Source organism: Flagellimonas rhodophyticola (genome assembly GCF_049332665.1).
In the GTDB taxonomy this organism is placed as follows: Bacteria; Bacteroidota; Bacteroidia; order Flavobacteriales; family Flavobacteriaceae; genus Flagellimonas.
Genome location: NZ_CP186326.1, coordinates 851947 through 878252, shown reverse-complemented (window position 1 = coordinate 878252; position 26306 = coordinate 851947). Strand labels below are relative to the sequence as shown.

Here is a 26306-nt window from a genome sequence, read left to right as displayed (position 1 = left end):
AGATTGATAAAAAACATAAAACTTTCTCCTGTATCTCAGCTCTGTCTGGTTTTCTTCTGCTTTTTATTGTTTTCTGGATTTACCCATGCGCAAGAAATTCCTGATTCCTTTGTGCAAAAGACCAACCGGATTCTGAGAATGCAGCCCAAAACATATCTTGCTTTGGATACCGAGCTTAAGGACCAAAAAAGAGATACTGCCCTACTACGCTATTTTGCCAATCGATGTAAAGAAGAGAATTTTTTGGAAGGTGCCTCCTATTCACTGGATCAAATTGGAGCGAGATACAGAAATCTATCCAAGTTTAAACAAGCGGCAGAACTGCATCAAGAAGCTTTAGATTATGCTGAAAAGTCTAATAATATTGGTCTCAGGGTGCGGGCCTTAAATATGCTTGGGGTAGTATATCGAAGAACCGATGCCATTAAAACAGCTTTGGATTATAACCAAAAAGCTCTTGAACTTGCTGAACAAGTAGAAAACCCATCGACCCATATAAAACGCAGCATTAACGTATCGTTAAACTGCATTGGAAATCTCTATCAAGCTCTTGAGCAGTACGATCTTGCCATTATTCAATTTAAGAGAACCCTTAAACTTGAAGAAGAACTGGGCAACAAACTTGGTCTTGCCATAAACTACCAGAATATAGGCGATTGTTTGGAGTACAAGGGTGATTTGGAAGGAGCTTTGGAGAACTTTCGTAAATCTCTGGCCTACAATGAGGACATCAATTCCAATTACGGAAGAATCATCTGCAAAAATAGTTTGGCCCGGATTTATCTAAAGCAAAACATGCCCTATGCAGCCCTAGTCTTGCTGGAGCCATTGCACGAACAAGCAATGGACATCGGGGATTTTTATATTACTCCCTTGGTATATATCAATACAGGTTGGGCACATACCGAATTGGGCAATTATGACAAAGCTCACAAGCTTATCATGGACGGATTGGAAATGTCCCAAACCCATAATATCCCAAGCAATATTTTATATGCTTACCAAAAACTTTCCGATTTTGAACAAGCCCGCGGTAACTATAAGGCTGCATACCAGTACTACAAAAAAGCCGATGAATACGATGAGGAGATCTCGAGCTCTACGAATTTTAGGTATATGAACGATGTTATTGTTCGGTATGAAGCAGATAAGAAGAACAATCAGATTTCTGTACTGGCCAAGGAAAACGAAATTGTTCGGTTAAGGCTTCGAAAAAATCAAACCACGCTGCTGGTCAGCGCTCTTATTGTAGGGTTAATATCTTCCATTTTATACATTCTATATCGCCAGTATCAGAGTAAAAATGAGAAAAGAGTTCTCACTTTGGAGCAAAACATGCTTCGCAGTCAGATGAATCCGCATTTTTTATTCAATTCCCTTAATTCTATCAAGCTCTACATCATCAATAATGAGCAAAAAAATGCAGTGCATTACCTTAACAAGTTTTCAAAACTGGTTCGTAAAATATTGGAAGCTTCTACTTTAAAGGAGATTTCTCTTGCTGAAGAATTGGAAACGGTAGAGCTTTATATGAACATTGAGAATATTCGTTTTTCCAATGAAATAGACTTTAAGATAGTTGTGGACGATAATATCAATGTAGACAACATAAAAGTACCCTCTTTAGCCCTACAACCTTTCCTTGAAAACTCCTTATGGCATGGGCTTTCTCCAAAAGATGGACAAAAAATGATTCATCTTCTCGTAAAAAAGAAGAACGAAAGTCATGTGTCCATTGAAGTTGTAGATAACGGGGTCGGCAGGGACGCCGCCCAGGCCAATAAGGCCAACAGAGTCTTGAAAAGAAAGTCAGTAGGTATTCGAATTACAAAGGAACGTTTGGCCAATTTTTCAAAAGACTATCAAAACAACTTTGATGTTGATATCGTGGATTTATTTGACGAACATGGTTCTCCTAGGGGTACTAAAGTGATTCTGGACATTCCAATTATTTAGCATTTTCCTGCGCCACTGCTTCAAGCTCAGCATACCAAGATGCTCCAAATTTTCGTATCAATGCTTCCTTCACAAACTTGTAAATTGGAACCTTAAGTTCCTTTCCTAAGCCACAGGCCGGGTCACATATTTCCCATCTATGGTAATTAACAGCTGTAAATTCAGAATATTCACGTGTTCTTACGGGATACATATGGCATGAAATGGGTTTTTTCCAATTTGTGGCTCCATCATTATAAGCTTCTTCCAGCCCGCACTTGGCAATTCCTTCTTCTGAAAAAACCACGTAGGCACACTCGCTTTGATTAACCAATGGCGTCTCCCATTCACCGTCTTCCCCTTTTACAAATGCCCCTTGCTCCTTAATAGCTGCTATTCCCTCAGGTCTAAGATATGGCTTGACATCCTTAAAAATATCGACCAATATCTCTGTTTCGGAACTCTCCAATGGTGCTCCATATTCACCATCTACGCAACACGCTCCTTTACATGCATTTAGGTTGCACACGAAATCATTTTCTAAAATCTCTTCGGACACTATGGTTTTTCCAATCTGGAACATTGCAATCGTTAATTTTAGACAAAAGTAATCCAAAACCAAAAAATTGTGTTTTCTATACCTGTTTATGAAATCCAAACAGGCATTTTACACGTAAATTTGCCGACAAAATATACGCTGATGAATTTAAGTTTTAAAGAAATCGTTACGGCCAGTATGGTGCTTTTTGCAGTTATCGATATTTTAGGAAGTATTCCCATCATAATTTCCTTGCGCACTAAGGTAGGTCACATTCAATCGGGAAAAGCCTCGATAGTGGCCGCTTCTATTATGACCGCTTTTCTGTTCGTTGGTGAAAGTATCCTTGGGTTAATAGGTATCGACGTAAATTCATTCGCTGTCGCTGGTGCTTTTGTGATATTTTTTCTTGCCCTGGAAATGGTACTTGGTGTTACCCTATTTAAACATGACGAGCCCGAAAGTGCTTCGGTTGTTCCTATCGCATTTCCGATAATTGCCGGGGCTGGTACTTTGACCTCTATTTTGGCTTTACGGGCTGAATATCATGTCGAGAACATCATCATCGCCATTATAGTAAACATTATCTTTGTATATCTTGTCCTGAAGTCAAGTGCCAGAATAGAGCGTTTGTTGGGCAAGAATGGCCTTAATGTTATACGAAAAGTTTTTGGAGTCATTTTGTTAGCTATAGCAGTAAAGTTATTTGCAACCAACGTTAATCAAATGTTTGGACACTAAATTTCAATAGTCATGAATAAAACGCTTATCACAATTCTTATATTTCTTGCTTTGGGACTAATAGCTTATAACGTCACCCTTGTGGATTTTGAAGCGCCCTTTCAAGGTGACAGCACCGTAGCACTTATTGGAATTGTGGCTTCATTGTGCGCAATTGTTTTGCTGTTGATATTTATGACTTCTAAGAAAATCGATAAGAAAATCAAAGACAACTAGTCTTCCGGTTTGAATGCTACTTCCTTGGATTTATCGAAGGTTGCTGCCTCATCCAAGTCTTTGACTTTTTTCAACATTGAATCATGTTTTCCCTTTATTTGCGCTGAAAGATTTGGTGAGAACAATTGCTCGGCAATATTTGCCTTTATATAGTCTTTTATTTTAGCCTCAAAGGCATAAAAATCCAATTGAATTTTACGATTCAGCACGAACTGAATAAACTCATCAAAAAGAATGTCATCTACCCGATATTCATCTAAAAATTGATTTTTGGTATAGTCCATATACCGGGTTCGATCCTTCTCCAAGTGTTCAAAAACAAAACGAGAGAAGAATTCGTAGGTATCATCCATACTCTCTATCGCTTCCTCTTCATTGGTGCCAATTGGGACAAAAACATCAGGAATTATTCCACCGCCACCATAAACAACCTTGCCTTTTGGCGTGCGGAATTTGAGAGAGTCGGCAACTTTTATGCTATCCACTGAAATCAATTCTCCGCTGCTATAGCGTTCAATAAATTTTTGATAATAGTCGCGATGTCCTTTTTCGTACGAGCGCTGAATTGAACGCCCCGTAGGTGTATAATATCGTGAAACGGTAAGCCTCACGGCTGAACCATCTCCTAGATCCATCTCTCTCTGGACCAGCCCTTTACCAAAGGAGCGTCGACCTACAATAGTGCCAATATCGTTGTCCTGTAAGGCTCCGGCTATAATCTCGCTTGCCGATGCGGATCGTTCATTTATCAATACATAAACAGGCTTGTCTTCAAACTCTCCTTTACTAGTTGCAAAGGCCTTTTTTATCCTTCCCTTTTTATTTTTGGTGTATAGAATAAGTTTATCATCTTCCAAAAATTCATCGGCCAATTTTTCTGCAATTCCCAAATAACCTCCCGGGTTATCCCTTAAATCAAGAACCAATTTTTTCGCACCCCTTATTTTTAATTTTCTAATTGCATCTTTAAATTCGTTGTAGGTCGACTCCGCAAATCGATTGATTTTTATATACCCCATGTCACTGCTGAGCATATAATAGGCATCTACACTCTTTATTGGAATGCGGTCACGTCTTACCGTGATATCCATCATCCTATTCTCAGCTTTGCGGAATACCTTTAAATCTAACTTCGTGCCAGTTTTTCCTTTTAATTTGGATACAATTTCATTGTTAGGAATCCTTCTTCCGTAAAGTGTATCCATGTCGGCAATCAAAATCCTGTCTCCAGGTTTGATTCCACTTATCTGACTTGGGCCATTCTTTATGGTTCGTATTACCGTAATGGTATCCCTATACATATAAAAACTCACCCCGATACCCACAAAGTCACCTTTCATGTTTTCTGAGACTTCATCCATTTCACTCTTGGGTATGTAAACAGAGTGCGGATCCAGTTTTCCCAAAATATTGTTCACCGTAACATCAACAATGCTATCGGTGTCAATGTCATCCACATACTCATAGTCTATATAATCTATTAGCCTATTGAGTTTGTCCTTTTTGGAATTGGTGGAAAATAACTTCTCTGGGGTATCGTCAAAATGGAGTTTGCCTCCAATAAAAATTCCGATTGCCACAGCCAAAGCAAGTAAGGTGGGCAATATATATTGATATTTCTTTTTCATAGCTTAATGGTGAGGTTATACCATTTCTTCCAGTATAGGAAGGTGGTGGGTAATCACTCCGGCACGCTCCAAGAATTTTAATCCCGAATCATCTTTGTAAGCCTTTTGATATACCACACGTTTTATTCCTGATTGATGGATTAGTTTGCTGCATTCCCTGCAGGGGGATAATGTAATATACAAGGTTGCTCCTTCACAAGATTGGGTAGATGAGGCCACTTTTAATATCGCGTTTGCCTCGGCATGAAGCACATACCACTTGGTATATCCTTCTTCATCTTCACAAATATTTTCGAAGCCAGTAGGCGTACCGTTATAGCCGTCGGATATAATCATCCGGTCTTTTACGATAATGGCTCCAACTTGTTTTCGATGGCAATAGGACAGTTTTCCCCATTCTTTTGCCATGCGAAGATAGGCCTTGTCATACTTCTCTTGTTTGCGCTCCTTCATACATCAAAAAAATAAGCCGATAATGAATAAATATACCTGCTTTGCAAGACCCCTACAACCTTATTCGGCTAATTTTAACAAAGGCCCTATTGTGGAAACGTGGCAATAAGCAACGGTATTGTAATACAGATGACCAAAATCGATGCAAGTACAATAAAAATCGTTCTTTTGATTTTAAACACATCTTGAACCAAAAATGCCAGAGCCAAAATCACAAGGATAATGGCAACTTGCGAAAACTCAATCCCAGTAGCAAAGCCTAATAAGGGGACGACTTTGTTCTCCTCCTCGGCCATCATCAAGTTAAAGTAGTTCGAAAAACCAAATCCGTGAATAAGGCCAAAAAACGTGGTAGCCACAATATGAAGCGTCATTCCGGTACTTCGGATTTCATTTTTTACATAAATAAAATTGAAAAAAGCTGTTAAGAGTATTGTTACTGGTATTAGAAATTCGATTAAGCCCACATCCACGGTCAGCACTCCAAAAGCCGAAAGCGCTAAAGAGGTACAATGTGCAACTGTGAAAATGGTCGCCAAAACCACCACTCTTTTCCAATTCACAAAAGTAAACGGAATTGCCAATGCGGATAAAAACAATATATGGTCATATGCGCCAAAATCCAACACATGGTCCAATCCCAATTTGATGTAAAACCAAAGTTCTTGCATAAGTTGATCTATTATGAAATTCCTCGTTCTTTTTGAATGGTCTCGTACGCTTTTTGTACTTCCTTAAATTTTTCCTCCGCCCCTTTCTTAATGGCCTCATTTTCCGTTACTACTCGATCCGGATGATATTTTTTGGCCATGGTTCTATATGCTTTTTTCACTTCTTCATCTGAAACCGTCTTTTCTATTTCCAGAATCTTGTATGCATTGTCAGCGGATTTGATGAACATCGCCATAATGCTTTCAAAATCGTGCCTGCCGACCCTGAAATACCCCGCTATTTCCCTTAACTTATCTATTTCCGCCTTGCTTACTTGACCATCGGCCTGAGCAATTCCAAATAAAAAGTGAAGAAGTTGTAATCGCACTTCATAACGAGTGCGCTGTTCCAAATAGGAACAGATTCGTTGCGCCGAAACTTCTCTTTTTTTGATAACATCATTAAAGGTTCTAAAAATGGCATTTGCTTTTTCCTTCCCATAAGTGCTTAAAAAGTATTGCCTTACATAATCCAACTCACGTTGATTTACCTGTCCATCTGCTTTAATGATAATTGAACAGAGCGACAACAAGTTCAATTCAAAATCAGCTGGGGAAACCGTCTGTCTTGTAAAATCTTGAAAGACTGTTCTTCCCCCTCTTTTTGCACCACCCATGTTTTCAAAAAGGCTCCCAAGAAGAAACCCAAGAATCGCTCCTGGAAAACGAAATATAAAATAGCCTAAAAAAGCGGCTACCCACTTGATCATTTCTTAAAATATTTAGAGTCCAAATATAGGACTTTGACTAACAATTAAGAGTTTATAAGGTGTTAAGGCTGAGGAAAAAATTCGACAAAAACCGTATCTTTGAAAGTTGAATAAAAAATAAGACTATGTATCCTGAAGAATTGGTTAAACCTATGAGAGCAGACCTAGCATCTGCCGGGTTTGAAGAACTATATACAAGTGAAGCGGTTGAAAATGCACTAAAGCAAGAAGGCACCACGTTGGTTGTGGTTAACTCGGTTTGCGGGTGTGCCGCAGCAAATGCCAGACCTGCAGCAAAATTAAGCCTGCAGAACAGCAAAAAACCAGATCATTTAGCAACGGTTTTTGCTGGAGTTGATACGGAAGCAGTAGACACAGCTAGAAACCGTATGATCCCTTTCCCTCCTTCTTCGCCAAGTATGGCCCTGTTCAAGGATGGTGAGCTGGTACACATGATCGAGAGACATCACATCGAGGGGAGACCGGCTGAAATTATTGCCGAAAACCTTATGGAAGCTTACAATGAGTTTTGTTAAACTTCCGTTGTAATTAAAATAAAAAACCACCCTTAAGGGTGGTTTTTTATTTTTGCAGCCTATGGGACAAAAGGTTATCGTGGTTGGGGCAACTTCTGGAATTGGAAAAGAACTTGCGCTTATCTTATCTCAAAATGGATATCAAGTCGGTATTACAGGCAGAAGAGAGGGACTCCTCAATCAACTGGAAAAGGAATATCCGGATACTTTTGTTCCCAACGCTTTTGATTGCACCTCCGAAAATGCGCTGGAAAATTTGCAAGATCTAGTTGCAAAGCTTGACGGACTTGATTTGTTGATATTCTCATCTGGCACAGGAGATTTAAACGAAGCGTTAGATGACAATATTGAACAAATGACCAACGATTTAAATGTGATTGCTTTTTCTAAGATTATAGGATGGGCATTTCGGTTTTTTCAAAAACAAGGTTATGGCCACCTTGTTGCCATTAGCTCTATTGGTGGGCTTCGAGGAAGTGGTATAGCCCCTTCTTATAACGCTACAAAGTCCTATCAAATAAATTATTTGGAAGGACTTCGTCAAAAAGCCGTTAAATCCAAACAACAAATCACAATAACCGACATCCGCCCTGGATTTGTGGATACAGCCATGGCTAAAGGTGATGGGAAATTCTGGGTGGCACCTCCGAAAAAAGCAGCTAAACAAATCTATTATGCAATTCAAAAGAAAAGAGACATCGCTTACATCACAAAAAGATGGCGAATTATTGCTGTAATTCTAAAGATTTTGCCAACTTGGGTCTATAAAAGAATGTAGCATGTTCAAGTTACTTTCATATCCATTGACACTTGTCTTCTTTGTTTGTTTTGCAATCACCTTAGTGGTTTTTCATCCTATTCAATGGCTATGTTTAAATGCTTTTGGTTATAATGCGCATAAACGAAGCGTAAGTTTTTTGAATTGGTTTATCATGAGGTGCACCAACGTACTTGGGGTTCGCTATCAATTTGAAAACCAACATAATATTCCTTCGGACAGGCCTCTGATTATTGTTACCAACCATCAGAGCATGTATGATATTCCACCCATTATTTGGTATATGCGGAAGCACCATCCAAAATTTGTCAGTAAAAAAGAGTTGGGTAAAGGCATTCCCAGTGTCTCATTTAACCTAAGACATGGAGGATCAGCATTGATCAATCGTAAAGACCCAGCTCAAGCATTGACAGAAATCAGAAAATTGGGGGATTATATTGAAAAACACAATCGAAGTGCAGTCATCTTTCCTGAAGGAACCCGCAGTCGCGATGGTAGACCCAAACCCTTTAAACCTTCAGGTTTGAAATCGCTTATGCAACAATCACCTTCAGCATTAATTGTCCCCATTACTATTAACAATTCTTGGAAAATGATTCGCTATGGCAAGTTTCCCATGGGTCTTGGTGCCTATATCAAATTTAAAGTTCATCCACCGATAGATAACGAAGGAAATTCTGATGAACTTATCAAACTTGTGGAACAACGAATAACCAAGGATATTTTATAACATATGACTGAGAAAAATTTGGTGACAGAGACCATAAATTTTGTGAAAGAAACGTTGAAAGGAGCAGAAGGCGGTCATGATTGGTTTCACATCCAAAGAGTATTCAATAATGCAAGACAGATAGCACAAAATGAGGAAGTAAACATTTTAGTTGTCGAACTGGCAGCGCTATTGCATGACATTGCAGACCCTAAATTTCACAATGGAGATGAGTCGTTGGGCCCTCAGACTGCTAAAAATTTTCTTCTAGAACAAAATGTTGCTTCGGATATAACAGAGCATATCGTCAACATCATCAAATACATGTCGTTTAAAAACAGTTTGGAAAAAGGTGAGAAATTCGTCTCCAAGGAACTTCATGTTGTTCAGGATGCAGACCGATTGGATGCTATTGGTGCGATTGGAATCGCAAGGACTTTCAATTATGGTGGATATAAAAACAGGGAATTATACAACCCTGAAGTACCGCCAAATCTAAACATGTCCAAAGAGGAATATAAAAATTCGAATGCCCCCACCATTAACCATTTTTACGAAAAACTACTCTTACTCAAAGATAAAATGAACACTCAGACAGGTAGGGATCTCGCGGAGGAGCGACACCAGTTTATGTTAGATTACCTGAAACAATTTTATAAAGAGTGGAATGCGTAACAACGCCCCTTGACTATTGTTGTTTTTTGTATCTTCAATCCCATCAAAAAAAACAAACCAAATGCAAAGAAGAAAGTTCTTAAAAAACGCAGCAGCTACTTCAGCTGCTTTTTCCATTGTCCCCAGTTTTGTTCTTGGAAAAAACCATGTTCCTCCTAGTGACACCCTCTATATGGCTGCATTTGGTGTTGGTGGTCGTGGTAATGGGGTTATCCAAGGTCTTGCGGCAACAGGAAAAGTAAAGTTCGTTGCTTTTTGTGATGTTGATGACCGCAGGGCTCAGCAAACTTATGAGGCATTTCCTGATGCAAAGCGATACAAAGACTTTCGCAAAGTTTATCAGAAGCATTTAAAAGATATTGATGCTGTTGCAGTAGCGACGCCAGACCATACTCATGCTTCAATAGCGCTACCATTTATGCGCGAGAAGAAACATGCCTATGTTGAAAAACCATTGACCCACAATATTCATGAAGCTCGGTTAATGACCAAAGTAGCGGCCGAAAATGGGATTGTTACTCAAATGGGAAACCAAGGCGCATCAAGTGATGATAGCCGTATCGCACGTGAGTGGGTAGAATCTGGAGTTATTGGAAATGTGCATACTATTGAGTGTTGGACCAACAGGCCAGTATGGCCTCAAGGTGTTCCGCTTCCCTCCGAAAAACAACCGGTTCCAAAAGGATTGGATTGGGATTTGTGGTTGGGACCAGCTGCAATGCGTAATTATAACGACGCCTATTTACCGTTCAAATGGAGAGGTTGGTGGGATTTTGGTACTGGTGCCCTGGGCGATATGGGTTGTCATATTATGGAAACTCCATTCAGTGTTTTAGATTTAGGATATCCGACCGAAGCAGAAGCTAGTTGTACAACAGTTTGGGTAGGTGATTTTGTCGAGGCGGATTATAGCCCTTCATGCCCTCCCTCTTCAAAAATACATCTGAAATTTGAACACCCAACTCATGGAGATATTCAATTAAATTGGTATGACGGAGGTATCAAGCCTGACCTTCCAGACGAGTTGAAAGATGACGAAATGGTCGGCGACGGAAGTGGCGGAACCATTATGTATGGAGATAAAGGCATTTTGGTCTGTGATACGTACTCAAGAAATGCGCGTTTGCTCCCATCAGATATGATGAATCTTTATAAATCTCCCGAACCCAAATACGCCAGAGTTCCTGGAAGCATGGGTGGACATATTGCAAACTTTGTGGATGGCTGTCTTACAGGAGCTGAAACCTCCTCTAATTTTGCAAAAGCTGGTCCTCTTACCGAAACGGTACTGATGGGTAACCTTGCCGTAAAAGCTTATCAATACAAAGTATTGAAGGAAGGTAAAAAAGTAGGCGATTGGGATCCTTACGAATACCCGGGAAGACGCAAATTGCTTTGGGATGGTGAAAACATGAAAATCACAAACTACGACAAAGCCAATGAATGGGTAAGTCGTGAGTATCGAAAGGGTTGGGAGTTGGTATAACCAATTTAATAATTTTCTTTTCTAAATAAATAGTGCTGTTTTTAGTCATCAGTCCTCAGCGAATAATGAAGGATTTGTCACGCTAATGCCATCCGGGTTTTCAAGAAAATAATCTGCCATAGCCTTATACAATTGCAGATGTTCTTCAACACCGTTCCAGTTCCAATCATCAGTTACTTCATCTTCTGGGCTGTGAATTTCCCCGAATGCAATCGGTGTGGCTATCTTTCCACCTTTTAATCTATCTCCAACCCAAAGGGTGATAGCGGGGATACCCTTTGAAAGAAATGATGCTGTGTCAAAACTCTTATTTAACCCATCTACCCAATCTGGACTATTATAATACCATCCTATTGGTTTCAGGATAGATTCGATTTTTGAGATAAAATCTATGCCCTGTCTTGGTAAAAGGAAATAGTCTTCCCGGATTCCGGAAACATTGAATCCATCAATGTTAAGGCAAATAATGATTTCATCACTTGGAAACAGGGAATTCTCAACATAAAATTTGCTCCCCTTAAGTCCGAATTCCTCAGCCGCCGCAGCGACAAATACAACATTGTGTTTCGGAGCTCTTCCATTACTAAATATTCTTGCCAACTCGATAAGAGCAGCAACCCCAACCGCATTATCCCTTGCTCCATTATAGATTACATCTTTGTGGCCTGAATCTTCCCTTATCCCATAAGCATCATAATGTGCCATAAATACAATGGATTTATTGCTAGGTTCATCCGCTTCAACATAACCTATAACATTGGATTCATATTCAATTTGTCCAGGAACAGTAAACTTTTGAAAATAGGATTGGCTTGTATAGGATTTAAGGTTGTTCATTTTAAACTGATTTGCGATATATGCAGCGGCATGTTTGATTCCTTTGCTACCCTGACCACGACCCTCCATCATATCAGAAGAAAGGAATATTGTGTGCGATTTAATTTTTTCCTGTACCTGTCCATTAATGGAAAAAGTCATCAAAATAAATATGAGTATCTGTAATTGAATTGAATTATGTATCATTATTTATTAATCATATGTTTTAATTGAAGAGTCAAAAATTATACATTCGTTACATCTGAAATCGATTTTATCATGGAACACATCAGTTTGAACAACATACGAATGAATGTGGTTCAAACCTCAGCAAACGGAGTTGTTAACGAACAAACCATTTTCAATTTTAGCCAAATAGAAAATGTAGTTCAAGCTAACTACTCTGGAGGAAGAATCACCAAAGGGTTTCTTGTGGGCAAAATCCACGGAACTATTTTAGAATTTAGTTATTGTCAGTTGCAAACGGACGGTCAATTGGACTATGGTTTTTCCACATCTGAATTGAGTTTAAATGCCAATGGTAAGATTAGGTTGGTAGAAAATTTTGAATGGAAATCCAGAGATGGCCAATCTGGAGTAAATATTTTTCAGGAGTTATAGTTTTAAAGGGCTAAAGGTTTTTCCTAAACTTTTTCTTCAAATGCCTTTTAACCAGCTCGTTTTCGCTGAAATCAATCGCCTTTTGTAATATGGAATGGTATTCTTCACTTCCTATCTCCAATAGCAGTTCAGCTTTTATAGCATAAAACAATCCTGTTTTACTGAAGTCTGTTTTGTTTTCCAGATTATTTAACTCGGAAAGTGCTTTTTCCGCTCCATGAATCTTTGCATAAGGCACTATCCTGTTTAAAGCTAGCATTGAAGAATACTGCTGTTTTAATTGCAGGTCATATAAGTAAAGAATACTGTTCCAATCGGTCTGCTGAAATGTTTCTGCTACACAGTGGTAATAGGATCTTGCCGCTTCTAAATGGTAGCTTGATGGCAACTTGTCCTCAGTTCCTGCCTGCTCTAAATGCCGAGTCCCTATCTGGAAAAGCTCGAGGTTATATTTTGACCGGTCTTGATGCTCTAAAGTCACCAACTCACCTTGGTCATCCAATCGGGCATCAAAACGAGAAGCGTGAAAACACATTAAGGCAATCAATGCATCCAGGTTCGGATGTTTACAATATTGGTTATCTCTAAGCAACAAAGCCAAACGTAATGCTTCATAACAAATATCTTTTTTTAGCACGTTTGAACCGGTTGTTGCAGCATATCCTTCGGTAAACAACAAATAGATAACTTGCAACACACGGAACAACCGGGATTGCAATCCCATTTGGACAGGAATTTGTAAAAACTGGACTTCTTCCCTAAACTTTTTTTTAGCCCGCGTAAAGGATTTGGCAACTGTTTCTTCCTTCTTTAAAAGTGCCTCGGCCAATTCCTTGTTACTAAAACCTCCTATAAGTTTTAGACTAAGTATTAACTGATGTTCCTCGGTCAAGGAAGGATGGCAACAAGCAAATATCATCTTAAGTTGACTATCGGATATCGTATCATCTAAAGAAATATCCTTTTCTGAGGAAGCTCCCTCGTTATTGAGGTGTTTTTCTCCAAGAAAGTCCATCTTTTTGCCTCGCCTAAGCACATCAATAAGTGCGTTGTTGGCAACCCGATACAACCAAGCCGTTGGATTATCCGGTATCGATTTAAAGGCCCAAACCTGCATAGCCTTTAAAAAGGTGTCTTGTGTCACATCTTCGATTTGTTCCAGGTGAGAAATCCCATATTTGCTGGTCAAGACTGCAACTACTTTACCATATTCGTTCCGAAACAGGTGGTCAATTGTACTTGCAAGATTATTTTGGGTCATGGGCAAAACTAAAAAAGCCTGATATAAATCAGGCCTTTGATTTTTGTTTTAAATTATTAATGTGTGTCCATAGACATTATTTCGCGCACCTCAACATTACTTCCCTCATAGTCAAAAATGGGACATCCTTTAGAAATCTCCACTGCTTCCGCCATGTCTTTTGCAGAAACAATAAGATAACCTCCTACCACCTCAGCTCCTTCAGCAAAAGGTCCGTTGGTAACTACTTCTCCCCTATTATGTACTACTTTTCCATCCGCGCCCAACGGGAGTCCATCCAATAGTTGGCCTTTTTCTTTTAGACCACCCATCCATTGACCCCAAACCTGCATATGTGCCTGTTTCTCTTCTTGTGATAATTGGTTGAAGTTTTCGTCTCCTCCACGGAATAAATACAAAAAATTGCTCATTGGTTTTAGTTTTATGTTCGTCCATGACAAACTGATTTACATTTTGTTTACGCCTTTATGACGAAAATCAAAGTATGCATTGGACAACTTCTATAAATTTATTCAAAATAATTTCATTTGCCCATCTTTATAGGGCTCGTGCAATTCCTTGTTGAGTTTGGGAAAACTTTTTCCCTTAAAATAACGAAGTCGCGCAAGACGTGCCATATCATGTATTTGTGTGGCTATTTTTCCTTCACCTCTATTTCTGAGTCCAAATCGGCTATCATTGATAGAACCACCATGACAATCTTGAATCAAATGCAGCACTTTTTCTGCTCGGTCGGGCATCGCTTTTTTGATCCAGTCCGAAAAAATTTGGCCTATCGCTCCGTTCAGTCTTACCACCGTTATGGCAAACGACAGAGCTCCGTTATCCGAGACCGCTTTAGCCAGTTTTAAGAGTTCGTGAGTATTGATTCCTGGAATCATCGGAGCCAACATGGCGTTAACGGGAATATTGTTTTCTGACAACACCTGAATGGTCTTCAATCTCTTTTGAATCGAAGCAGTCCTCGGCTCTAACTTTCGTCTTGTTTTTTCTGAAAGTGAGGTAACCGATATGTTCACTCCTATCAATTGATAGGAATTAAGTTCTTTTAAAATGTCAAGGTCACGAAGGATCAGTGCATTCTTGGTGATTATTCCTACTGGATGTCTGTATTTTAAAAATACTTCCAAGCACTTACGGGTAATTTCAAACTTTTTTTCCGCCGGTTGATAGCAATCGGTATTGCCGGACATGACAATAGTTTGAGCCTTCCAATTTTTGTGCTTGATTTTGGTTTCCAGCAGCTCAGGAGCAGACTTTTTAACCAATATTTTACGCTCAAAATCCAAACCAGCGCTATATCCCCAATATTCATGGGCGTTTCGGGCATAACAATAAATACACCCATGTTCGCAGCCTTGATAAGGATTCATTGAAAACATCATTCCAACATCAGGGCTGTCCACCTTGTTTACAATGGTCTTTGGGAAAATGGGAATGTATTCTGTTTTATTCTTTTCAGCCTCTTCTCCCTCTAATCTGCAAAATTCCAAAAAATCCTCTCGCATTTCATAGACATGTTGTAAGAATTTGTTGGGGGTATTCTTCTGAGCTCCACGGCCCTTGAGTAGGTTTTCTGATTTCATATATTGGATTTATTCCAAAATTATGGATTTATTCCAATATAAGAGATACTGTTGAAAACTTATATTCATATAAAAACGCAAAGCCGAGCGAAAGCTCGGCTTCACAATATTTGGGGTCAAGTATGCTAACTCATTGAGCCAAAAAAATTGTTGAAATTACAGTCCGTAATATGTTGCAACCGCATCATAATCATTGGCATCTACACCCGCTGCTTTTAAGGCTTCCTCGATTCCCTCTGAGCTCCCTTTTACGGTTTGCCCTCCTCCATTGTTAAAATTATTAGTAACCTCTACAGCCACAACAATTATGTTTTCGTATAAATTTTGAGGAACTAGGAAGTCATTATCATCTAGATTATAGAATTGAACAACAATTTGGACATTTGATGGGTCCACAAATACCCTAGCATAATGGGTGTTGTTACTGCCGTGGCCTGGTATGGAATAGATTAGACCATTTGTAGTTTCCAAATAAACAAGATAGGCATAGTTTGAGATGTCATCATTCTCAACATCGATGTAAACATCTAACGGAATATTAAGAGTGTCATAATCTGCATTTACCAAATCGTTTACGTGATAAACAAAAGCTTGAACGTTTGCATTCCCAACTTCTCCTGTTGGGCCCGTTTCACCAGTTTCTCCTTGGCAATCCAAGCTGTTAACTTCATTATCGCCATTGCGATCCTCATTGGTATCATCATCAGTTGTAATGGTAGCTAAACCATCTCCATTAAGGTCCCAACAGTTAACACCATCGTCGCCATTTGTTCCTGGGGTTCCATTTAAGCCTGGGGCACCTGGGCCCCCATCCAAGCCATCCGTACCGTCTTCTCCAGAACAGGATGTAAGTGTAATTGCCGCGCAAAGCAAGGCTGCATTAAATAATTTTAAAAGTCTCATAATATTGATTTTTATGGGTTATGAGGCAAAATTATATATGCGTGTATGCAGTTTTAATGTGTATTTGATCATTATGCCTTGCTGTTGGATGTATGGCTTTGCCGAATTGATAAAAACTGGTTTTGAAGGATTCTTTGTAAGAAAATTACCCGAAAAATGTTTGACTTTTAAGTGTAATGAATTATGCGCTAGAAGATTATTGTCCAAAAGTCACTTTCACTAATTGCTTTTTACTGCCTCTTTTCGCATAAAAAAGCATATTGTCACCTCCAGAATTTTTAAGAGGTTTGGAAACCATCAGCGGCAATCGGGCTTCTTGATTATCAATAATCTTTTCGTAATCCATAATCCCTTTTTCATCCAGTGAGATCATAAAGACATTTCGATTTCTACTTAAGCCTTGTTTAAATATTAGACGTTCATTATTGATCAGTTGGGGGTTGTCCGCAGCGGTGCATATGAAGAAATAGGTTTTTCCATCCTTGCAATACGAACTATAGGAAGCATAAGCACCGTCACCTTGTGTAACCTCTGCCTTATTTATGTTTCTGGCCCAGGCTAAACCTCCTTCTGGGTTCAGTTTTGCACTTACAATATCGTTATGGTGATAACGATCTATTTTCACACGTTGTCCCGCACCGGTAACCTGAATGCTATTGGTAACAAAATATTCCTCTGCATTGAAAAATATTTCTTCTGAGGGGGTTACCTCAACACTTTTGAAAACAAGATTCTTGATTACTTTTTCTTCATCCCTACCGAACTTATCTTCCATAAACTGTTGTGAAAATGGATTGTATTTTCTGGAATTGATGGTTAAGGAAACTGGATTGACATCAAAATAGGCAATTCCGTTATATCGATTATCTTTTCTATCGGCATAAAAACCTGCACAGACCAGTCTGTCTTTAAATATTATAGGATATAACGCCTCTGCGTACTTTCCTGGGTCAACAAACGACTGGGTTTGGCTTCCATTCTGGGAAACTTTAATCAATTCATATTGAAATTTACGTTCCTCAACACGAAAACGTTTCTTTTTGAAGTAGGCTTTCCCAACGATATAGGCTGTTTGCATATCAGCACTAATGGCTAAATTCTCAAAAGCGTAGTTCTTTTCCTCGATCTCATGTGAAAAATCATGCTCAAAACGTTTGTTCAAAGCTGTATCATAGAGGTGAATGACATGTTTATTCTGTTTGCCTTTTTTATGATGTGTACTGATAACAAAGCCAGTTTTCTCTTCATTAAAAAGAATTGCCGTTGAAAACCCGCTTGAAAAATTACGATTGTAATAGTTTTTACCTACTGGATTTCTAACTTCCTCCGATGCTATGGTCAATAATTTTTCTTGCTTAAAATTAAAAGCAATTATGGGACTGCTGTGCACCCAATATTCATATTGACCTCGTTCGTAGTTGTAATTCAGGAACAAAAGATTTAGCTGACCATTTTTAAAAAATCCATCAACAAAATTTAGCCCCTTAAGTTTGTAGTTGTATTCAGAAACCAGTTCTAAATCGCTGTTGTATTGTTCTATCAAATATCCCTTTGGCTTTAGAATTAAGCCTTGAAAGTATGCCCTTACCAAAATATATCCTCCTGAACCATCATTGGAGATGGTCAAAAGATTGGAATATCGGTATCTATCACTAAATTTTTCGCCAAAGTCATAGGAAACTGGCATTTTCTCTTGGGCGCTCATTAATGCACCTACCGCAAGAAGGCAAAGCAGTATAAATTGCTTTTTCATCATAGTCTGGTTTGGTTAGACCAAAGGCTATGATCCTGGAAAGTCAGCTTTTCGTTTTTCCAAGAAGGCTGAGGTTCCTTCTTTGAAGTCCTCTGTGCCGAAGCAATCACCAAAAGCATCGATTTCTGAAGCATAACCATTTACATCATACTTAAAACCTGCATTTATGGCATTTATTGCATGTTTTATGGCAATCGAGGAGTTATTCGATATCCTGCTCGCAATTTTAAGACAAAGTGGCAATAATTCGTCTTGCGACACTACATAATTGACCAATCCGCACTCCAAGGCTTTGTGTGCATCCATCATTCCGGCGGTCATAATCATTTCCATGGCACGCCCCTTTCCAATAAGCTGCGGAAGACGCTGGGTGCCACCATAACCGGGAATTACACCAAGAGAAACCTCGGGAAGACCCATTTTAGCATTATCACTAGCAATTCTAAAATGACTGGACATGGCCAATTCCAGTCCACCCCCCAAAGCAAAACCATTGATTGCAGCTATGACAGGAGTTGTCAGGTTTTCGACAAAATCAAAGAGTGTTTTTTGACCTTCAGCAGCAAGCTGTCTTCCTTCTTTGACAGAAAAATGTGCAAACTCGGAAATATCAGCACCAGCGACAAAAGCTTTCTCTCCGCTGCCAGTAATAATTATAACTTTGGTTTCGCTATCCCTATCCAGCTCCTTGAAAGCTGTATGAAGTTCGGCGATAGTTCTTTTGTTAAGGGCATTTAGCTTTTTGGGTCTATTAATGGTAATCGTTGCGATATTGTTTTCCTCTTCTATATAAATATTCTCGTAATTCATGCTAGCAATTTTGTTTATTCTTTTGGAAATTTGACGGTAAATACAGTTCCCTTACCCTCTTGGGAGGTAAAATCTATGGTGCCATTGTAATTTTCGACAATATTCTTTACCATACCCAAACCAAGACCCATTCCGCTCGATTTGGTGGTAAACTTTGGTTCAAATATTTTGTCCGTATAATCATCGGTTATTCCAATACCATTATCTGCCACCGAAATCTTCACATTATTTTGTTCTGATGAAACAGTGACCAGAATCCTAGGTGAATCTACTTCAGGTACCGCCTGAATTGCATTTTTAACCAAATTCGTCACTACCCTTATAAGCTGTGTGCGGTCTAATTTTGCAATTATCTCTTTTTCATCTGAAATAAAATGGATGTAGTCTTCCGTAAAAATCTCCAAGGCTAACTTCACAATCTTAACCACATTCAGCGTCTCTTTTTGCTGCGCTGGCATATCAGCAAAATTCGAGAATGCAGATGCTATATTACTCAACGTGTCTATCTGCTGAATCAAAGTTTTGGAGAATTCCTTCATCTTGGTTTCAGCTTTTGGGTCTTCGGGATTAAACTTACGCTCAAAACTTTGTACCGTCAATCGCAGTGGCGTTAATGGATTTTTGATTTCATGAGCCACTTGTTTCGCCATCTCTCTCCAGGCTTGCTCTCTTTCGCTTCGAGCCAGTTTAACCGCACTCGCTTCCAATTCATCTATCATTCCATTATAGGAATCGACCAATCTCTCGATTTCATGACTTGGGTTTTCAATATAGATTTTCTCATTCCTTTTGGTCAGGTCGGTCTGGGTTATCTTATCGGAAATAGTTTGCAGGGACCGGGTAATATATTTGGAAATAAAATAAGCCAAAACTATGGCCGAAAGAAGCATAATCAAGTATACCCCACCCAATCGGAAAAGGAATTCGCGTAGTTCCATATTGTTGAAGGTATTATCCTCAAAATAAGGAAGGTTCATAATGCCAATAGGCTTAAACTTACTGTCATTGATATAGGTATACGAAGCTTGGTAATTATCTCCTGCAGCTTTCTTTTTCTCTATATAGCGTTTGTTGGGAATTGCTTTTAGATTATTCAATACTTCAGCATCCAAACAATTGGAGATGGAATCTAACTCAAAGGAGCGCCTTGAACTCTTTATTAACTGCCCTTCTAGGTCATAGATATTGAAGTTCACATTTTGAACATCCGCGATTTTGTATATCTCATCTTGAAAAATGAATTCCAGATTTTCTGTAATAACAGGGTAAGTAGTTTCTTTTAAAACATAAGAAATACTTTGATGGATTTGCTGCTCCTTACGTTCCAACCTGTTTTCATGGTAGTCCTTGCTCTGTTCCCTACTTTGATAAATGGTTACTGCGGCAATCAAGAGCGACGCAATAACCACCAAGAGAATCATGGCTATGAAGATGCGCGAACGAAGTGATAGTTTTTTGAACAATCTCTTGAAGGATTTGGGATTAAAGTTAGCAATAATCGGACCATTTCAGGTTCAAATATTAAACTCAAGGAAGAAAATGAACTTGGGCTTTCCTAGGCATTAGGGTTTTTGTCACGGATACGTTTGTACAATCGAATGCCCAACATCAATAAAATCGCAAGAACAAATATTCCAACAACACCATAGATCCAATTGAAGGCATTTTTCAGAATCACTAAAAACACAACAGCAAAAAGAATCAAAGTGGCGACTTCATTCCAAATGCGCATAAATCGTGAAGTATATTTCACCTCATCCCGTTGTAATTGTTTAAAAATCTGATGGCATTTAAAATGATAAACAAACAAAAGTCCAACAAAGGCCAATTTTACGTGCATCCAAGATTGTTGTAACCAACCAGGCATCAACACCAATAGCCAAATAGCAAATATGGTGCACAAAATAGCAGATGGCCAGGTTATGATATACCACAATCTTTTGGACATCAATTTTAACTGCTCTGACAGAATTTCCTTATCTGGAGAGGGTTTTTGCCAAGCTTCGATGTGATAAATAAACAACCGAGGTATGTAGAATAAACCTGCAAACCAGGTAATCACAAAAATGAGATGTAGGGATTTAATGTAATTATAAATTTCCATCCTTTTGGTTGAAAGGCTAAAGGTAAAGGGTTTGATTCATATATGGAATAACCGTATTCCCTTTACCTTTCACCTAGCTACTCTTCAATAAATAAATAATCCAATTTCAGATTGTTGAATTCGTTATTGAATGCCTGCAATTCTTCACTTGCCAACTTATCAAAAGTGTCCAACTGGGATTTAATTTTTGCCGAAAGTTCGTTTTTTACTGCAATATCTTGAGCCGTCGGAGGAAAATCATCAATAGAGACCAAGCTATTTAAATGCCCAAGTTTGTTCGTTAAGCGAATTGGGAAGTTCAAAGGATCTTGGTTACTTCTATTCTTTGTTTGATATAATGCCTTCTCAACACTTTCAAAACCTTCTTTCATCTTTTTAGCTTTTTCAACCAAATCTTTGGTCTGCTCATTGTCTTTATACTGTTTGGTAAAAGCATCTAATTGCGCATTGATTTTTCTGATTTTCTTGATGGATTGATGAGCCCTGTCAATAGTCCCGTTGATATCAGAAATGAAATCATATTGCTTTTGCATATCGGCCACTGAAACCTCTGCTCTTGGGTCCGGAAGGATTTTGAATTCTTCAGATTGGCTTAAGCCATTTACATTCAGATGAACTTTATAATTTCCTGGTACAGCCTTAGCTCCGCTCAGGTTGGCCCACCAAAGAATCATTCCTTCTAGCTTTTCCGCACCTTTTCCACGGGTATCCCAAACATGGGTGTTCCCTCCCTTTTTAACTTTGAGTTTTTTATCTTTTTTGATAGTGAAGTTGCTATAACTAGCTAAGGTATCCCCATTCATTTTTGTGTAGGTAAGGCTAATGCTATCCTTCTCAGAAACATCTTTGAGATAGAAATGTGTAATCACCCCATTCGGATGGTTCTGCCCCTCGGTTTTTGAAGGTTCTTTGGCTGCACTTCCCTTGGTTCTATAACTATCTTTAGGCTGATACAATAAAGCTGAGGAACTTCTATTTGAGGTATTTTGCTGATGAAGTATGGTTAAATCATCAATCACCCACACGCTGCGCCCTTGAGTAGCTACTACTAAATTGTCATCCTTAATCACCAAATCAGTAATAGGTACAATGGGTAGATTCAATTGGAATTTTTGCCATTTTCTTCCATCATTAAAAGAAATATACATTCCTGTTTCCGTTCCAGCATACAACAACCCTTTTCGCTTAGGGTCTTCCCGAAGGACTCGCGTAAAATGTTCGTTGTTTATGCCGTTGGTAATTTTGGTCCAGGTTTTTCCAAAATCCGTGGTTTTGTATAAATAAGGTTGAAAATCCCCTAACTTATATCGTGTTGCTGCAACATAACAAGTTCCTTCATCAAAAGCTGAAGGTTCAATACTATTGACCATACTCCATTCTGGCATATTCGGTGGAGTAACGTTTTCCCAAGTATTAACTCCATCTTTGGTAACATGAATCAACCCATCATCACTTCCAACCCACAGGAGTCCTTCTTTAATTGGACTTTCATTGGCTGCGAAAATGGTACAATAATATTCAACACTGGTATTGTCTTGGGTGATAGGTCCCCCACTAGAAACCAACTTTGTTGGGTCGTTTCGGGTTAAATCTCCACTCACCACTTCCCAACTTTGACCTTCATTAGTACTCAAATGCACATGGTTGGAGAAAGTGTATAGCTTTTTTGGGTCATGCTTGCTAAAAATAATGGGGAAGTTCCATTGGAAACGATATTTCATCGCTTCAGCACCATGCCCCATTGGATTATCCGGCCATACATTGACTCCTCTTACTGTGTTGTTTTTATGGTTGACACGGGTTAAAAAGCCATCGTAACTGCCTCCATAAACAATATCATTATTTGTGGGGTCAACCGCAATATGTGCCGACTCCCCTCCGGCTGTTCGTTCCCAATCATCTTCTCCAATAGATCCATCATCACTTCGGTGATTTATTCGGATGGTGGAATTATCCTGTTGAGCCACATAAATGCGATATGGAAATGCATTATCCGTGGTCACCCTATAAAATTGAGCCGTTGGTTGATTATAATAGGTACTCCATGTTTCACCTCCATCATAAGTTACCTGAGCTCCCCCATCATCACCAATAATCATCCGCTTGGAGTTTTCTGGTGAAATCCATAAGTCATGGTGATCGCCATGAGGCGCATTGAAAGTATTAAAAGTTTTTCCTCCGTCGGTGGATTTATGATAACGCACATTCATTACATAAACGACATCTTCATCCTCAGTGTCAGCATATACACGCGTATAATACCATGCCCGCTGCCTTAATTTCCGTTCACTATTGACCTGAGTCCATTTTTTTCCACCATCATCCGAGCGATATAACCCGCCCTTTGCTTTGTTTTCCACAATGGCCCAAACTCTATCACTGTTCTTTGGGGAAACTGTCACACCTATAATCCCTAAAGTGTCTTTCGGGAAGCCTTCGTTTTTCGAAATCTCGGTCCAAGTTTCCCCACTATCGGTACTCTTCCAAAGTGCAGAGCCATCTCCTCCGCTACTTAAACTATACGGTGTTCTTTTTGCACGCCAGGTTGAAGCATATAGAATTCTTGGATTGTTTGGGTCAAAAGTCAAATCAACAGCTCCTGATTGATCATTTACAAAAAGTACTTGTCTCCAGTTTTTACCTCCATCAGTGCTCTTATAAATACCACGCTCTTTGGTTGGTTTGTATATGTTGCCCAATACTGCTGCATAAACCGTATTGTAATCGGTAGGGTGAATTCGTATTCTTGGAACATGTCGACTATTCTTAAGTCCAGCAAATGACCAGGTCTTTCCTGCGTTTTCGGTTTTCCAGACTCCATATCCACTGGAAACATTTCCACGAAGCGTTTTTTCACCTCCACCAACATATATAACATTTGGGTCGCTTTTGGCAACTTCAACAGCTCCGATGCTTCCTCCAAAATAACCATCAGAAATGTTCTCCCAAGTTCGACCTCCGTTAGTGGTTTTCCACACGCCTCCACCGGTGGCTCCAAAATAGAAAAGATTAGGTTCGCCCGGAACTCCAGTTACCGCCGCAGACCGTCCTCCACGGAAGGGTCCAACCAAACGATATTCAAGACTAGAATACAATTCCTGTGGATACTCGGTCACCGATTGGATTTTCTTTTTTCTTTGGGATTGCGTGGGAATAACAAATAGGCATAATGCAGCCAATAGCACTCCCTTTTTGGAAAGCAGTTGTTTCATTTTTTTGATGTTGAATTAGTCGGTATTAAATGTAGGGAAAAAGTAAGAGAGCACTATACAAGTTTATCGAATATTCAACACTATCAGGGTTCACTCATTCAAATAGCGTGTTCCCTAATTCCAACTTTGGAGGACTTCATTGAAAGATTAGTTTTAAAATAAATAATTCAGCATGAGTAAAATTCTAACCATTCCCGAGCCTTGTTCCGAAAATTGGAGCGCTATGACACCAACCCAAAAGGGTGCTTTTTGTAAAAGTTGTCAAAAAGAAGTAATCGATTTCACCAAAACTTCCAATGTCGTTTTATCCCAAAAACTCTCCAATGGAAACAAGCTATGTGGCCGTTTTAAATCCACACAATTGAATACTCCATTGCCTTCGATTACACAATCAAATTTTCAACGAAATGCCGCACTTCTTGGTTATGTTTCTCTTTTAACAATTGGGACTCCTTTGGCAGCACAAGAAATTTCTCCTAATACTACCCACGTAATCCAAGAAGAAATTATTATGGGTCGCATAATTCCGCAGGCCGTTGCTGCCGATTCAGTTACAATTAAAGGAAACGTAATGGATAGTGAATACCCATTGCCAGGTGCAATAGTTGCAGTAAAAGGAACAGAATTCAAGACCCAAACAGATTTTGATGGGAATTTTCTAATTGCTCTAGAAAAGAAATCATCATACAAAGAAACTACACTTGTTATCTCTTACATTGGGTATCAAACCATTGAAAAGGTTGTTCCGCTTCAAACAAACTTTGTGGAAATTACTTGTACAGAACTGGAAGAGGATATTATGGGTGAGCTGGTCATCGTGCGCAGACAAAATATATTTAATCGATTTCTGAATTTGTTCCGAAAAAAATGATGCCCTCTATCATTTCCTGGTGTGTATTGTAACAATGTGGATAATTTTATACTAATTCATTGAACGAAGTAATCATCCAATTTCTTACTTTAGAAACATTAACACAAAACACATTACCATGGACATTTTTAGCAAGATCAAAGAGAAGCTCACCCACGAGTTTATTGATATAATTGAGTGGCTCGATTTCACAGATGACACTATTGCACATCGTTTCGAACGCTATCAAAACGAAATTAAGAATGGGGCCAAACTTATTGTTCGTGAAGGACAGACTGCGGTCTTTGTCAACGAGGGACAATTAGCCGATGTCTTTACCCCGGGCACTTATGACCTAACCACCAAAAACCTTCCTATTTTGGCAACGCTCAAGGGATGGAAATACGGTTTCAATTCTCCGTTCAAAGCTGAAGTCTATTTTGTGAACACCCATTTGTTTACTGATGAGAAATGGGGGACCAAAAACCCTATCACCCTAAGTGATGAACGATTTGGTTTAGTGGAAATACGTGCATTTGGCACTTATGCCTTCAAAATTTCAGATGCTGGAAAGTTTATTACGGATATAGTAGGCACGGATAACAATTTCACCAATTTTGAAATCAATGAACATCTAAAGAGCTTGATTGCTACTCGATTCACGGATACCGTTGGCGAAGCCAATCTTCCCATCGAATTATACGCAGCCAATACCTCTGAACTTTCAGATACTTGTAGAGAAGTTATGGCTCCGGAATTCGAATCTGTGGGAATTTCCTTGGAGAAATTCTATATCGAAAATGTTTCCATGCCCGAGGATTTGAAAAAAGAAATCTTCGAGTACAGCAGAATAGACAAATTGGATTTGGACAAGTTGACCAAGTTCAAAACTGCCAAAGCTATTGAAGCAGCTGCCAAAAATGAAGGTGGTACTGCTGGAGCAGGAATGGGAATGGGAATGGGATTTGTGTTGGCCCAACAAATGGGTGGCATGATGAGCCCACAGATGGGTGGAAATCAGCAAATGCAGCAAGCAGGAGCATCTGTCCCTCCTCCAATGCCTACTGCGATTCAATATTTTTACGCTGTTAATGGAGCTCAGCAAGGTCCAGTTTCATTTGAGCAATTGCAAGCTTTGTTCGCGGGTAGAACCATAAATCGAGATAGCTTGGTCTGGAAACAGGGTATGGCCAACTGGACAGCTTTAAAAGATGTAGAAGAATTAAAATCCTTCTTGGGAGGAAACACTCCACCACCACTGCCAAATTCCTAATC

At 39.2% G+C, this 26306-nt stretch carries 26 protein-coding genes; 11 read left to right on the top strand and 15 right to left on the bottom strand.

What is annotated here, in order from left to right; all coding sequences use genetic code 11:
• Nucleotides 1-3: 3 nt before the first annotated feature.
• Entirely contained in the window at nucleotides 4-1956 is a 1953-nt protein-coding gene (locus ACOKFG_RS04020; RefSeq protein ID WP_422861888.1) for a tetratricopeptide repeat-containing sensor histidine kinase, read from the top strand.
• Here ACOKFG_RS04020 and ACOKFG_RS04015 read toward each other — a convergent pair.
• Nucleotides 1949-2518: a DUF3109 family protein gene (locus ACOKFG_RS04015; protein WP_299171410.1), complete on the bottom strand. Its 570-nt coding sequence runs from the start codon at nucleotides 2516-2518 to the stop codon at nucleotides 1949-1951. The genes ACOKFG_RS04020 and ACOKFG_RS04015 overlap by 8 nt on opposite strands.
• A gap of 117 nt (nucleotides 2519-2635) precedes the next feature.
• On the opposite strand from ACOKFG_RS04015, the gene ACOKFG_RS04010 reads away from it, so the two are divergent.
• The gene (locus ACOKFG_RS04010) at nucleotides 2636-3214 is read left to right on the top strand and encodes a MarC family protein (protein WP_299171408.1); all 579 of its coding nucleotides are present in this window, start codon (nucleotides 2636-2638) and stop codon (nucleotides 3212-3214) included.
• Between the two features lie 12 nt (nucleotides 3215-3226).
• Entirely contained in the window at nucleotides 3227-3430 is a 204-nt protein-coding gene (locus tag ACOKFG_RS04005; protein ID WP_299171405.1) for a hypothetical protein, read from the top strand.
• On the opposite strand, the gene ACOKFG_RS04000 is transcribed toward ACOKFG_RS04005, so the two are convergent.
• From ACOKFG_RS04000 to ACOKFG_RS03985, 4 genes are all read right to left on the bottom strand, one after another.
• On the bottom strand, nucleotides 3427-5058 hold the full coding sequence (locus tag ACOKFG_RS04000; RefSeq protein WP_422861887.1) for a S41 family peptidase: 1632 nt from the start codon (nucleotides 5056-5058) through the stop codon (nucleotides 3427-3429). The genes ACOKFG_RS04005 and ACOKFG_RS04000 overlap by 4 nt on opposite strands.
• Nucleotides 5059-5073: 15 nt before the next feature.
• Nucleotides 5074-5511 carry a dCMP deaminase family protein gene (locus tag ACOKFG_RS03995; protein ID WP_298793160.1) on the bottom strand — a complete coding sequence of 146 codons (438 nt, stop codon included), beginning with the start codon at nucleotides 5509-5511 and terminating at the stop codon, nucleotides 5074-5076.
• An 86-nt stretch (nucleotides 5512-5597) separates the two neighbouring features.
• Nucleotides 5598-6182, bottom strand: coding sequence for a HupE/UreJ family protein (locus ACOKFG_RS03990; protein WP_422861886.1), 585 nt, complete (start codon nucleotides 6180-6182; stop codon nucleotides 5598-5600).
• Nucleotides 6183-6193: 11 nt separating this feature from the next.
• Nucleotides 6194-6931: a TerB family tellurite resistance protein gene (locus tag ACOKFG_RS03985; protein ID WP_298793156.1), complete on the bottom strand. Its 738-nt coding sequence runs from the start codon at nucleotides 6929-6931 to the stop codon at nucleotides 6194-6196.
• 125 nt (nucleotides 6932-7056) lie between these two features.
• Between ACOKFG_RS03985 and ACOKFG_RS03980 the strand changes: the two genes are divergently transcribed.
• The 5 genes from ACOKFG_RS03980 (at nucleotide 7057) to ACOKFG_RS03960 (ending at nucleotide 11115) form a co-directional block, all read left to right on the top strand.
• Entirely contained in the window at nucleotides 7057-7467 is a 411-nt protein-coding gene (locus ACOKFG_RS03980; RefSeq protein WP_298793154.1) for a BrxA/BrxB family bacilliredoxin, read from the top strand.
• Nucleotides 7468-7528: 61 nt separating this feature from the next.
• On the top strand, nucleotides 7529-8245 hold the full coding sequence (locus tag ACOKFG_RS03975; RefSeq protein ID WP_298793152.1) for an SDR family NAD(P)-dependent oxidoreductase: 717 nt from the start codon (nucleotides 7529-7531) through the stop codon (nucleotides 8243-8245).
• A 1-nt stretch (nucleotide 8246) separates the two neighbouring features.
• Entirely contained in the window at nucleotides 8247-8975 is a 729-nt protein-coding gene (locus ACOKFG_RS03970) for a lysophospholipid acyltransferase family protein (RefSeq protein ID WP_422861885.1), read from the top strand.
• Nucleotides 8976-8978: 3 nt separating this feature from the next.
• On the top strand, nucleotides 8979-9629 hold the full coding sequence (locus ACOKFG_RS03965; protein WP_422861884.1) for an HD domain-containing protein: 651 nt from the start codon (nucleotides 8979-8981) through the stop codon (nucleotides 9627-9629).
• 61 nt (nucleotides 9630-9690) lie between these two features.
• The gene (locus ACOKFG_RS03960; RefSeq protein WP_299171389.1) at nucleotides 9691-11115 is read left to right on the top strand and encodes a Gfo/Idh/MocA family protein; all 1425 of its coding nucleotides are present in this window, start codon (nucleotides 9691-9693) and stop codon (nucleotides 11113-11115) included.
• Between the two features lie 48 nt (nucleotides 11116-11163).
• On the opposite strand, the gene ACOKFG_RS03955 is transcribed toward ACOKFG_RS03960, so the two are convergent.
• Nucleotides 11164-12093 (bottom strand): M28 family peptidase, encoded by a 930-nt coding sequence (locus ACOKFG_RS03955; RefSeq protein WP_298793142.1) that lies wholly within the window; start codon nucleotides 12091-12093, stop codon nucleotides 11164-11166.
• Between the two features lie 117 nt (nucleotides 12094-12210).
• Here ACOKFG_RS03955 and ACOKFG_RS03950 point away from each other — a divergent pair, with 117 nt between their 5' ends.
• Entirely contained in the window at nucleotides 12211-12552 is a 342-nt protein-coding gene (locus ACOKFG_RS03950; RefSeq protein ID WP_298793140.1) for a hypothetical protein, read from the top strand.
• Nucleotides 12553-12562: 10 nt separating this feature from the next.
• Here the strand turns inward: ACOKFG_RS03950 and ACOKFG_RS03945 are convergent, their stop codons facing one another.
• The 9 genes from ACOKFG_RS03945 to ACOKFG_RS03905 all read right to left on the bottom strand — a co-directional run bounded on the left by ACOKFG_RS03945 (nucleotide 12563) and on the right by ACOKFG_RS03905 (nucleotide 24181).
• Nucleotides 12563-13813 (bottom strand): sigma-70 family RNA polymerase sigma factor, encoded by a 1251-nt coding sequence (locus tag ACOKFG_RS03945; RefSeq protein ID WP_298793139.1) that lies wholly within the window; start codon nucleotides 13811-13813, stop codon nucleotides 12563-12565.
• A gap of 56 nt (nucleotides 13814-13869) precedes the next feature.
• Complete coding sequence (locus ACOKFG_RS03940; protein WP_298793138.1) at nucleotides 13870-14223, bottom strand: YciI family protein; 354 nt, start codon at nucleotides 14221-14223, stop codon at nucleotides 13870-13872.
• A 102-nt stretch (nucleotides 14224-14325) separates the two neighbouring features.
• Complete coding sequence (locus ACOKFG_RS03935; RefSeq protein WP_298793136.1) at nucleotides 14326-15399, bottom strand: PA0069 family radical SAM protein; 1074 nt, start codon at nucleotides 15397-15399, stop codon at nucleotides 14326-14328.
• A gap of 156 nt (nucleotides 15400-15555) precedes the next feature.
• Complete coding sequence (locus ACOKFG_RS03930) at nucleotides 15556-16302, bottom strand: collagen-like triple helix repeat-containing protein (RefSeq protein WP_422861883.1); 747 nt, start codon at nucleotides 16300-16302, stop codon at nucleotides 15556-15558.
• A gap of 196 nt (nucleotides 16303-16498) precedes the next feature.
• Complete coding sequence (locus tag ACOKFG_RS03925; protein WP_422861882.1) at nucleotides 16499-18058, bottom strand: hypothetical protein; 1560 nt, start codon at nucleotides 18056-18058, stop codon at nucleotides 16499-16501.
• 24 nt (nucleotides 18059-18082) lie between these two features.
• A complete protein-coding gene (locus ACOKFG_RS03920; protein ID WP_298793131.1) occupies nucleotides 18083-18865 on the bottom strand; it encodes an enoyl-CoA hydratase-related protein in 783 nt (260 codons plus the stop codon).
• Between the two features lie 14 nt (nucleotides 18866-18879).
• Nucleotides 18880-20286, bottom strand: a complete 1407-nt coding sequence (locus ACOKFG_RS03915) for a HAMP domain-containing sensor histidine kinase (protein ID WP_298793539.1) — start codon at nucleotides 20284-20286, stop codon at nucleotides 18880-18882.
• Between the two features lie 134 nt (nucleotides 20287-20420).
• Nucleotides 20421-20969, bottom strand: coding sequence for a CopD family protein (locus ACOKFG_RS03910; protein ID WP_298793129.1), 549 nt, complete (start codon nucleotides 20967-20969; stop codon nucleotides 20421-20423).
• A gap of 77 nt (nucleotides 20970-21046) precedes the next feature.
• The gene (locus tag ACOKFG_RS03905) at nucleotides 21047-24181 is read right to left on the bottom strand and encodes a WD40/YVTN/BNR-like repeat-containing protein (RefSeq protein WP_422861881.1); all 3135 of its coding nucleotides are present in this window, start codon (nucleotides 24179-24181) and stop codon (nucleotides 21047-21049) included.
• Nucleotides 24182-24353: 172 nt separating this feature from the next.
• On the opposite strand from ACOKFG_RS03905, the gene ACOKFG_RS03900 reads away from it, so the two are divergent.
• Together ACOKFG_RS03900 and ACOKFG_RS03895 are read left to right on the top strand one after the other, a co-directional pair.
• Nucleotides 24354-25052, top strand: coding sequence for a carboxypeptidase-like regulatory domain-containing protein (locus tag ACOKFG_RS03900; RefSeq protein ID WP_298793126.1), 699 nt, complete (start codon nucleotides 24354-24356; stop codon nucleotides 25050-25052).
• Nucleotides 25053-25170: 118 nt separating this feature from the next.
• Nucleotides 25171-26304: an SPFH domain-containing protein gene (locus ACOKFG_RS03895; protein WP_299486820.1), complete on the top strand. Its 1134-nt coding sequence runs from the start codon at nucleotides 25171-25173 to the stop codon at nucleotides 26302-26304.
• The last annotated feature ends 2 nt before the right edge of the window (nucleotides 26305-26306 follow it).

Excerpts from the sequence above, each read along its gene's own strand:
- ACOKFG_RS03975 (WP_298793152.1), top strand. The coding sequence starts at position 7,529 with ATGGGACAAAAGGTTATCGTGGTTGGGGCAACTTCTGGAATTGGAAAA.
- ACOKFG_RS03925 (WP_422861882.1), bottom strand. The coding sequence starts at position 18,058 with ATGATGAAAAAGCAATTTATACTGCTTTGCCTTCTTGCGGTAGGTGCA.
- ACOKFG_RS04015 (WP_299171410.1), bottom strand. The coding sequence starts at position 2,518 with ATGTTCCAGATTGGAAAAACCATAGTGTCCGAAGAGATTTTAGAAAAT.
- ACOKFG_RS03985 (WP_298793156.1), bottom strand. The coding sequence starts at position 6,931 with ATGATCAAGTGGGTAGCCGCTTTTTTAGGCTATTTTATATTTCGTTTT.
- ACOKFG_RS03980 (WP_298793154.1), top strand. The coding sequence starts at position 7,057 with ATGTATCCTGAAGAATTGGTTAAACCTATGAGAGCAGACCTAGCATCT.
- ACOKFG_RS04000 (WP_422861887.1), bottom strand. The coding sequence starts at position 5,058 with ATGAAAAAGAAATATCAATATATATTGCCCACCTTACTTGCTTTGGCT.
- ACOKFG_RS03965 (WP_422861884.1), top strand. The coding sequence starts at position 8,979 with ATGACTGAGAAAAATTTGGTGACAGAGACCATAAATTTTGTGAAAGAA.
- ACOKFG_RS03930 (WP_422861883.1), bottom strand. The coding sequence starts at position 16,302 with ATGAGACTTTTAAAATTATTTAATGCAGCCTTGCTTTGCGCGGCAATT.
- ACOKFG_RS03950 (WP_298793140.1), top strand. The coding sequence starts at position 12,211 with ATGGAACACATCAGTTTGAACAACATACGAATGAATGTGGTTCAAACC.
- ACOKFG_RS03995 (WP_298793160.1), bottom strand. The coding sequence starts at position 5,511 with ATGAAGGAGCGCAAACAAGAGAAGTATGACAAGGCCTATCTTCGCATG.
- ACOKFG_RS03990 (WP_422861886.1), bottom strand. The coding sequence starts at position 6,182 with ATGCAAGAACTTTGGTTTTACATCAAATTGGGATTGGACCATGTGTTG.
- ACOKFG_RS03945 (WP_298793139.1), bottom strand. The coding sequence starts at position 13,813 with ATGACCCAAAATAATCTTGCAAGTACAATTGACCACCTGTTTCGGAAC.
- ACOKFG_RS04010 (WP_299171408.1), top strand. The coding sequence starts at position 2,636 with ATGAATTTAAGTTTTAAAGAAATCGTTACGGCCAGTATGGTGCTTTTT.
- ACOKFG_RS03935 (WP_298793136.1), bottom strand. The coding sequence starts at position 15,399 with ATGAAATCAGAAAACCTACTCAAGGGCCGTGGAGCTCAGAAGAATACC.
- ACOKFG_RS03920 (WP_298793131.1), bottom strand. The coding sequence starts at position 18,865 with ATGAATTACGAGAATATTTATATAGAAGAGGAAAACAATATCGCAACG.
- ACOKFG_RS03910 (WP_298793129.1), bottom strand. The coding sequence starts at position 20,969 with ATGGAAATTTATAATTACATTAAATCCCTACATCTCATTTTTGTGATT.
- ACOKFG_RS03955 (WP_298793142.1), bottom strand. The coding sequence starts at position 12,093 with ATGACTTTTTCCATTAATGGACAGGTACAGGAAAAAATTAAATCGCAC.
- ACOKFG_RS03960 (WP_299171389.1), top strand. The coding sequence starts at position 9,691 with ATGCAAAGAAGAAAGTTCTTAAAAAACGCAGCAGCTACTTCAGCTGCT.
- ACOKFG_RS03970 (WP_422861885.1), top strand. The coding sequence starts at position 8,247 with ATGTTCAAGTTACTTTCATATCCATTGACACTTGTCTTCTTTGTTTGT.
- ACOKFG_RS03915 (WP_298793539.1), bottom strand. The coding sequence starts at position 20,286 with ATGATTCTCTTGGTGGTTATTGCGTCGCTCTTGATTGCCGCAGTAACC.
- ACOKFG_RS03900 (WP_298793126.1), top strand. The coding sequence starts at position 24,354 with ATGAGTAAAATTCTAACCATTCCCGAGCCTTGTTCCGAAAATTGGAGC.
- ACOKFG_RS03905 (WP_422861881.1), bottom strand. The coding sequence starts at position 24,181 with ATGAAACAACTGCTTTCCAAAAAGGGAGTGCTATTGGCTGCATTATGC.
- ACOKFG_RS03940 (WP_298793138.1), bottom strand. The coding sequence starts at position 14,223 with ATGAGCAATTTTTTGTATTTATTCCGTGGAGGAGACGAAAACTTCAAC.
- ACOKFG_RS03895 (WP_299486820.1), top strand. The coding sequence starts at position 25,171 with ATGGACATTTTTAGCAAGATCAAAGAGAAGCTCACCCACGAGTTTATT.
- ACOKFG_RS04005 (WP_299171405.1), top strand. The coding sequence starts at position 3,227 with ATGAATAAAACGCTTATCACAATTCTTATATTTCTTGCTTTGGGACTA.